Below are 7,856 nucleotides of genomic sequence, written 5' to 3' on the forward strand. Positions count from 1 at the left end.
GGCCTTCATCGTGATGGCTGCCCTGGCCTACGGAGGACTCTTTCTCGGCTGAACAATCCCAATGACCCATAACATGAACCGAAACGGAAGCGCGCTCACACCTGGTTCGGAGTAGCCCGAACCTCACAACAAAAGCCACAACATCCGAGGTGTACCACCATGATGCGCAACAAGCTGACCTCCATCATTGCCACCCTGGGCCTTGCCATCGCCGGCAACGCCCAGGCCGACTATCCCGAGAAGGACATCCGCCTGATCATCCCCTACGGCCCAGGCGGCGCCACCGATATCATCTTCCGGCTGATCTCGACGGAGGCCGAAGAGCATCTGGGCGAATCGATCGTGCCGGTGAACATGGCTGGCGCCGGCGCGACGCTCGGATCCCGCAACGTCAAGGATGCCGACCCCGATGGTTACACCTTGCTGGGCAGCCATGACACCATCGCACTCTCCAAGCTGGCCGGCACCGTGGACTACTCCTACGATGCCTTCGAGCCCATCACTCTGCTGACCCAGACCATCAATCTGCCGGTTGCCCACGCCAATCATCCGGTCAAGAGCGCCGAGGAAATCGCCGACTATGTCCGTGAAAACCCGGGTGACGTTCGCTTCAGCATGATCCCGAGCTCAACGGACCATTTCTTCTGGGTGCAGTTCTTCGATGCCGCGGGCATCGACATGGCCGACGTGCGCCTGGTCGGCTATCCCGATACCGGCGAACAGGTCTCCGCCCTTCTCGCCGAAGAGATCGACTTCGCGATGTTCAACCTGCCGTCTGCCGGCGCCTTCTTCGAGGACGGCAGCTTCACCCCGCTGGGCGTGGCTCACCCCGAGCGGCTCGACAGCCTGCCCGATGTCGCGACGCTGCGCGAGCAGGGGATCGAGATGGACCATTCCACCAGTCGTGGGCTGTTCGCCCCCAAGGGCACCCCGCAGGAGATCCTCGACACCGTGGCGGACGCCTACGGCAAGGCACTGGAAGATGACGAGATCCGCGGTCGCATCGAGAACGATTTCGGCTCGGTGGTGCGCTACCTGCCCGGGGAAGAGTACCAGGCCTTTCTGGAAGAAAACGAAGCGGCACTCACCTCCGCCGCCGAAAACATCGACTTCCAGAACTGAGACGTGGCTAGCCCCCGGAGACCCGGATCTCCGGGGCAAGCACGGAGAGCAAGACCATGCTGACCTTGACCAAGGACCGCGCCCTGGCACTTGCCATGCTGGCCATGACCGGCATCCTGCTGGCAGAAACCCGCAACATCGCACCTCCCACCAGCTGGCAACCCTATGGTTCGGCCCTTTTTCCGCAGATTCTGCTGGGCATCATCGCAGTGCTGTCCCTGCTGCTGTTGCTGCGCACCTTCTTCGTACCCCCCGCTGACCGCAAGGCCGAGCCAGTGCGGCCGCGTCGCTCCCTAGCGGCATGGACGAGGCACAACGGTACCGTGCTGTCACTGTTCGGCCTGTTCGGACTCTATGCCCTGCTGCTGCCGCTGCTCGGCTACCTGCCCGCCACGCTGGCTTTTCTGTTGACATCACTGGCCCTGCTGCTGGGCATCGATACACGCCGCAAGTGGATCATCAACCTGGCGGTCTCGTGCACCATCGCCCCGCTGGTCTACGTGATCTTTCGTTTTGTCCTCAACGTCTGGCTACCCTGACGACGGAGTGACCCATGGCTGATTTCTTTCTACAAGCGCTTGCTCAGGTCGGCACTCCGTCGGTACTGCTGCTGATCCTGGCAGGTGTACTGTTCGGCATCATCGGCGGCAGCATCCCCGGCTTCACCGTGACCATGGCCATCCTGGTCGTGTTTCCTTTCACCTTTGCCATGGATCCTGTCAGTGGCGTTTCGCTGATGGTCGGTGTGTTCGTCGGGGGATACTCGGGCGGTATCGTTTCCGGCGTGATGCTGGGCATCCCCGGCACGCCCTCCTCGATCACCACCGTCTACGATGGTTACCCCATGGCGCAACGCGGGGAACCTGGGCGCGCGCTTGGCGTCGGCGTCGCCGCCTCTTTCATCGGCACCCTGATCAGCGTGGCGGTGCTGGTCTATTTCGGTCCGCTGTTGGCCAGTTTCAGCATGAACTTCCGCCCCTGGGAGATCACGGCATTGATCATCTTTGCCCTGACCCTGGTCGCCGGTCTCTCGCATGGTGCACTGCTCAAGGGCCTGCTGGCGGCTGCCCTTGGCCTGCTGATCACTACTGTGGGCTATGACCGCAACAGCAACCTGCGCTTCGACTTCGGTTTCGATGCACTCGGCGCCGGTTTCGAGATGCTGCCGGTGATGATCGGTATCTTTGCCTTCTCCCAGCTGATGGGCAACCTGGAGAAGCTGCGCGACGACCCGCAATCTGCCAAGGGCGCCGATACCAACGTCGCCATACCCTACGCCCTGATCCTGCGTGACATGACCGGCCAGAAGCTCAATACGCTACGTTCATCGCTGATCGGCAGTCTGGTCGGCGCCTTGCCGGGTACCGGGGGCACCGTGGCCAACTTCGTCAGCTACGATCAGGCAAAGAAGTTCTCGCGCCACCCCGAGCGCTTCGGTACCGGCATACCGGACGGCATCGTCGCGTCCGAAGCCTCCAACAGCGCGGTGGCAGGTGGTGCCTTCGTGCCGACCCTGGCGCTGGGCATTCCCGGCGACCTCCCCATGGCCATCATGATGGGCGTGCTCATCCTGCACGGCATCACGCCTGGGCCGCTCATGTTCGAGCAAAATCCGGTGCTGGTGGGGGCTATCTACGCCAGCCTGCTGATCGGTGCGGTGGTCATGGTGCTGTGTCAGCTGCTGCTGGTGCGCTGGTTCGCCAAGATCTCGCTGATTCCTCAGCAGATCCTCGTTCCGGTCGTGCTGATGCTGTGCGCCATCGGCTCCTACGCGCTCAACAACAACCTGTTCGACGTCTGGGTGCTGTTCGCCTTCGGCATCCTCGGCTACCTGCTCTGGAAGGCCGCGGTGCCCCTGACCCCGCTGATTCTCGGCGTGGTGCTGGGTAACAACCTGGAACGTCAGCTATTCCGCGCCCTGGAGCTCGAAAGCAGCTGGCTGACTTTCCTGACACGGCCGCTCTCGGCCCTCTTCCTGGCCCTGGCCATCGCCTCCGTGATCTTTTCGCTCTACCAGAACCGCAAGATTAAGCGCCATCAGGCCGATGGGGCCATATCCCGCAACGCCTGACATCTACAGAGGAACCCCGTATGCAATTCGATGCGCGTTATTACCCCAGTCCCTCCCGTCGCATGACGACGTTTGGCCGTCGCGGCATGGTTGCCACCTCACAGGCTCTCGGCGCCGAGGCGGGCATGCAGATCCTGCGCCAGGGGGGGAACGCCGTGGATGCGGCCATCGCCACCGCCGCAGCGCTCACCGTGGTGGAGCCAACCTCCAATGGGCTGGGCAGCGACGCCTTCGCCATCGTCTGGATGAATGGTGAGCTGCATGGCCTGAACGCCAGTGGCCCCGCGCCACAGGCCGCTACCATCGAGGCCGTCAAGGCACTGGGTCACGAGGCGGTGCCCGAGCACGGTCTCATTCCCGTGACCGTTCCCGGTGCTCCTGCCGCCTGGGCCACGCTGTCCGAACGCTTCGGTCGACTGCCCTTCGCCGACCTGCTGGTACCGGCCATCACGCTGGCAGAAGAAGGCTTCCCGGTTTCACCGTTGGTCAATCAGCTGTGGGAGGAGGCCTTCGATACCTATCGCCGCTACGATGACAAGGCTTTCCAGCCCTGGTTCGAGACCTTCGCACCAAGAGGTCATGCGCCACGCCCCGGCGAGATGTGGTCCTCCCCCGATCATGCGCAGAGCCTGCGCCTGATTGCTGAAACCCGTGCCCGGACCTTCTATGACGGCGAGCTGGCCGATCGCATCGATGCCTTCTTCCGCGAACACGGTGGACTGCTGCGTCGCGAGGATCTCGCTGCCTTCACACCGGAGTGGGTGGAGCCGATCAGCACCCACTACCGCGATCACGAGATCTGGGAGATCCCGCCCAACGGCTGTGGCCTGATCGCCCTTCAGGCCCTCGGCATGCTGGAGCACCTCGGTGAAGAAGCAAGGGATCCGGTCGAGACCCTCCACCGCCGCATCGAAGCCACCAAACTGGCCTATGTAGACGGTCTGCACCACATCACCGACCGTGATGCGATGCGGCCGAGCGTCGACCAGATGCTGGCCGACGCGTATCTCAAGGGACGTGCCGCCATGATCGGCGAGCAGGCGCTGGATCCGGTGCATGGCAACCCCCTCACTGGCGGCACCGTCTATCTCGCCACGGCGGATACCGAGGGCAACATGGTGTCCTTCATCCAGAGTAATTTCAAAGGCTTCGGCTCCGGCATCGTGGTGCCCGGCACGGGCATCAGCCTTCAGAACCGCGGCTGGTCATTCAAGCTGGATGAGAGTCATGCCAACGCCCTGGCCCCCGGCAAGCGCACCTATCACACCATCATTCCCGGCTTCATCACCCGCAACGGCCAGGCGGTGGGCCCGTTCGGTGTCATGGGGGGCTTCATGCAACCCCAGGGCCATGTCCAGGTGATCACCGGCATGCTCGAGGACGCCCTGAACCCGCAGGCCGCGCTGGACATGCCACGCTGGAAGTGGACGAAGGGACGCACCGTCGAGGTCGAGCCCCACTTCCCCGATCACCTGGCCCAGGCGCTCGCGCGCCGCGGTCATCACATCGTCAAGATGGCGGATTCCGTGAGTTTCGGTCGTGGACAGATCATTCTGCGCGACCCGGAAACCGGTGTGTTGTGCGGCGGCACAGAACCCCGCACCGACGCAGCGGTACTGCCCTGGTAAGTACCCGGGTGGGCAGCCGGCGGTGAGGTCGCTTCACAGCCGGTCAAACAATCACAATGACAAGGAGATACACCATGCGATTTGGACACTCGCAAACCGACGATACCGCACGACCCTGGACACGCAGGGTCTTCACCGCCGTCACTGGCTCCGTGCTCGCCATCGGCTGTGCCTCCGCCAGCGCCCAGGAGGCCTCCTATCCGGAGGATCCCGTCGAGTTCATCGTCCCATGGGGCCCTGGCGGAGGCAGCGACATTCTGATGCGCCTGGTCTCCAACCACATCGAGGAATACCTTGGGGAGCCACTGCCGGTCATCAACATGCCGGGCGTCAGCGGCACGATAGGACTTGCCGATCTGGCCGAGCGCCCCGCCGATGGTTATACCGTGGGACAGGTCCACGATGGTTTCCTGGTCTCCCACCACACGGGCCTGACCCCTCTAAACTGGGACGATTTCGAGCCTGTCGCGTCGATCACTGCCTCGCCCCAGTACCTCACGGTCAACCCCGACAGAGGCTGGGAAACGATGGAGGACTTCGTCGACTACGCCCGTGATAACCCCGGCGAGATCCGCTTCGGTGTGACCCTGGGAGGTGTCCCACACCTTCACGCCGCGATGATCGCCGAAGCCGAAGATCTGGAATTTCGCTTCGTTGGCTTCGAAGGCACCGGTGAGCGCATTCGCGCCCTGGTCGGCGGCCATATCGATGCCGCCATGGGCGACATCGCCTCAAGCAACCAGTTTGTCGAGAACGGCGACCTGGCCTTCCTGGCTGTGGGTCACACCGAGCGCATGGTGCAGACGCCAGACGTCCCCACCCTGATGGAACTCGGCTACGAGGACCTGCAGCTCTCGATTCTCAGGGGTCTGATCGCGCCTGAGGGAACGCCGGAAGAACGCATCGCCGTGCTGTCCGATGCTCTCGAATCCACCGCTAGCGATGAGGATTTCGTCCGAGCCGTGAACAACTCGGGTGCTGAGGTCCAGTTCATGGGCCCCGACGCGTACCGCGCCCACCTTGAGCGGCTCGATGCCACTGTCGAACGTCTCGCTGGGCAACTGCAGCAATGAGCAATGCAACTCACCACGCCCGGTCATCGGATGACCGGGCTTATCTCGACGCTCTTCGGGCCAAGGCGTGGGGGCACATCCTCTTCAATGCCCTCCTGGCCCTGCTGTTTGCTTATATGTTCGTGCGTGCCGGCGACCTGCCCTCCTCGATGTGGGAGCCGATGGGGGCCGGCACCTTTCCCAGGCTGGTCCTTGCGTTGCTGGTCATCTTCAATGTGATGATCATCGCCCAGGAGTTACCCATTCTAAAGCGCACATCGACGCTCTCGTCCGGCGCCGTGCGCGACTGGCTACTACACCACCGGCTCGCCTTTGGGGTACTGCTGCTCTTCGGCCTGCTGACCGCCGCGGTTCCCGTTGTCGGATTCCGCTGGGCCAGTTTCCCGTTCCTGGTCGCCTGTCAGTATCTGCTGGGAGCCCGAAGCGGCAGGGCATTGATCATCGCCGCACTCATTGCACTGGCGTTGTCGTTCGGATTAGACAGCCTGTTCCGCCACGTTTTCACCATCTCATTGCCACGAGGCATTTGGGGCTGAGCCCCACCATCAGGTCACCGTCACGAGGAGCCTCTTCATGCTGGAAGCCATACTGTCCGGGGCCGATCAGCTTTTTACCCTTCTCACCCTGCTGACCATGCTGGTAGGGGTAACCGTGGGCGTCATCGCTGCCGCGATTCCAGGCTTCACCATCACCATGGCGATTGTCCTGACGCTGCCGCTGACCTTCACCATGCCCCCACTGCAAGGGGTAGCTACCATGCTGGCCGTGTATATCGGCGGCTACACCGGCGGCATGATCAGCGCTGCTCTACTGGGCATTCCCGGCACGCCCTCGGCAGTGGCCACTACCTTCGATGCCTTTCCCATGGCGCGCAATGGTGAGCCGGGGCGTGCCTTGGCCCTCGGCATCTGGGCATCGTTCTTCGGCACCCTGATCAGCACCCTGGTACTCATTGCCGCCGCGCCACCTCTGGCTCTTATCGCCGTCAAGCTGGGAGCTTGGGAATACTTCTCGCTGGTCGTCTTTGCCCTGACCATCGTCGCCAGCCTGGTCGGGCGCTCGATGGTACGTGGCCTGATGGCTGGGCTATTGGGCCTGCTGATCGCCACCGTCGGCGCTGACCCGCTGATGGGCGTCACCCGCTTCACCTTCGACCTCCGCGTGCTCTCGGCAGGCATCCCTTTCCTGGTGGTACTGATCGGCATCTATGCGGTCAGCCAATTGCTGCGAGAGGTAGAAAACCCCGCACAGGTGCAACAGGGAAGCGAATTGATCACCGGCCGTATCGAATTCCGACCGTTTGCGGCCCTGCGCGAGGTCGTGATGAACCCCATCAACCTTTTACGCTCTTCCATGGTCGGGGTCTTCATCGGCGCGGTCCCGGGCGCCGGCGGCAGTATCGCCAACCTGCTCGCCTACGATCAGGCCAAGCGGGGCTCCCGCCACCCCGAAGACTTCGGCAAGGGCAGCAATGAAGGGGTGATTGCGTCGGAGTCCGGCAACTCGGCTACGTCCGGGGGTGGGCTGATCCCGATGATAGCCCTTGGCATACCAGGCAGTGCCGTCGACGCCGTGCTGATGGCGGCACTGATGGTCCATGGCATCGGGGTCGGACCTCGGCTGATCATGGATCACGCCGATACGGTCTATGGCATGTTCATGGCCATGTTCGTGGCCGGCGCCATGATGCTGATCATCTGCCTGCTCAGCATGCGCCTGTTTCTCAAGGTCACCAGCATACCCAAATCGGTGATCGTACCGGTGGTACTGACCTGCTGCCTGGTCGGCGCGTTCACGCTCAACAATCGTGTCACCGATATCTACCTGCTGCTGGGTATCGGGGTGGTGGGCTACATCATGACCAAACTCGACTACCCGCTGGCCCCGCTGGTACTGGGTGTCATTCTCGGCCCGATCGCCGAGACCAACCTTCGCCGCGCCTTGATGACCAACGAAGACTGG

General features: G+C 62.9%; 7 protein-coding genes. All 7 read left to right on the top strand.

The features are described from left to right. Positions 1-159: 159 nt before the first annotated feature. A complete protein-coding gene (locus RI841_RS12270; protein ID WP_310705889.1) occupies positions 160-1,122 on the top strand; it encodes a tripartite tricarboxylate transporter substrate binding protein in 963 nt (320 codons plus the stop codon). Between the two features lie 56 nt (positions 1,123-1,178). Beyond that, on the top strand, positions 1,179-1,661 hold the full coding sequence (locus RI841_RS12275) for a tripartite tricarboxylate transporter TctB family protein (protein ID WP_310705890.1): 483 nt from the start codon (positions 1,179-1,181) through the stop codon (positions 1,659-1,661). A 14-nt stretch (positions 1,662-1,675) separates the two neighbouring features. Continuing rightward, on the top strand, positions 1,676-3,193 hold the full coding sequence (locus RI841_RS12280; RefSeq protein ID WP_310705891.1) for a tripartite tricarboxylate transporter permease: 1,518 nt from the start codon (positions 1,676-1,678) through the stop codon (positions 3,191-3,193). Positions 3,194-3,213: 20 nt separating this feature from the next. Next, positions 3,214-4,821: a gamma-glutamyltransferase family protein gene (locus RI841_RS12285; RefSeq protein WP_310705892.1), complete on the top strand. Its 1,608-nt coding sequence runs from the start codon at positions 3,214-3,216 to the stop codon at positions 4,819-4,821. A 74-nt stretch (positions 4,822-4,895) separates the two neighbouring features. Then, positions 4,896-5,894, top strand: a complete 999-nt coding sequence (locus RI841_RS12290; protein ID WP_310705893.1) for a tripartite tricarboxylate transporter substrate binding protein — start codon at positions 4,896-4,898, stop codon at positions 5,892-5,894. Further along, the gene (locus RI841_RS12295; RefSeq protein WP_310705895.1) at positions 5,891-6,430 is read left to right on the top strand and encodes a tripartite tricarboxylate transporter TctB family protein; all 540 of its coding nucleotides are present in this window, start codon (positions 5,891-5,893) and stop codon (positions 6,428-6,430) included. Before RI841_RS12290 ends, RI841_RS12295 begins: the two co-directional genes overlap by 4 nt. Positions 6,431-6,467: 37 nt before the next feature. Further along, positions 6,468-7,856 (top strand): tripartite tricarboxylate transporter permease (locus RI841_RS12300; RefSeq protein WP_310705896.1); only part of this gene is annotated, 1,389 nt, incomplete at its 3' end.

Source organism: Halomonas sp. (genome assembly GCF_031581305.1).
Classification (GTDB): Bacteria; Pseudomonadota; Gammaproteobacteria; order Pseudomonadales; family Halomonadaceae; genus Halomonas.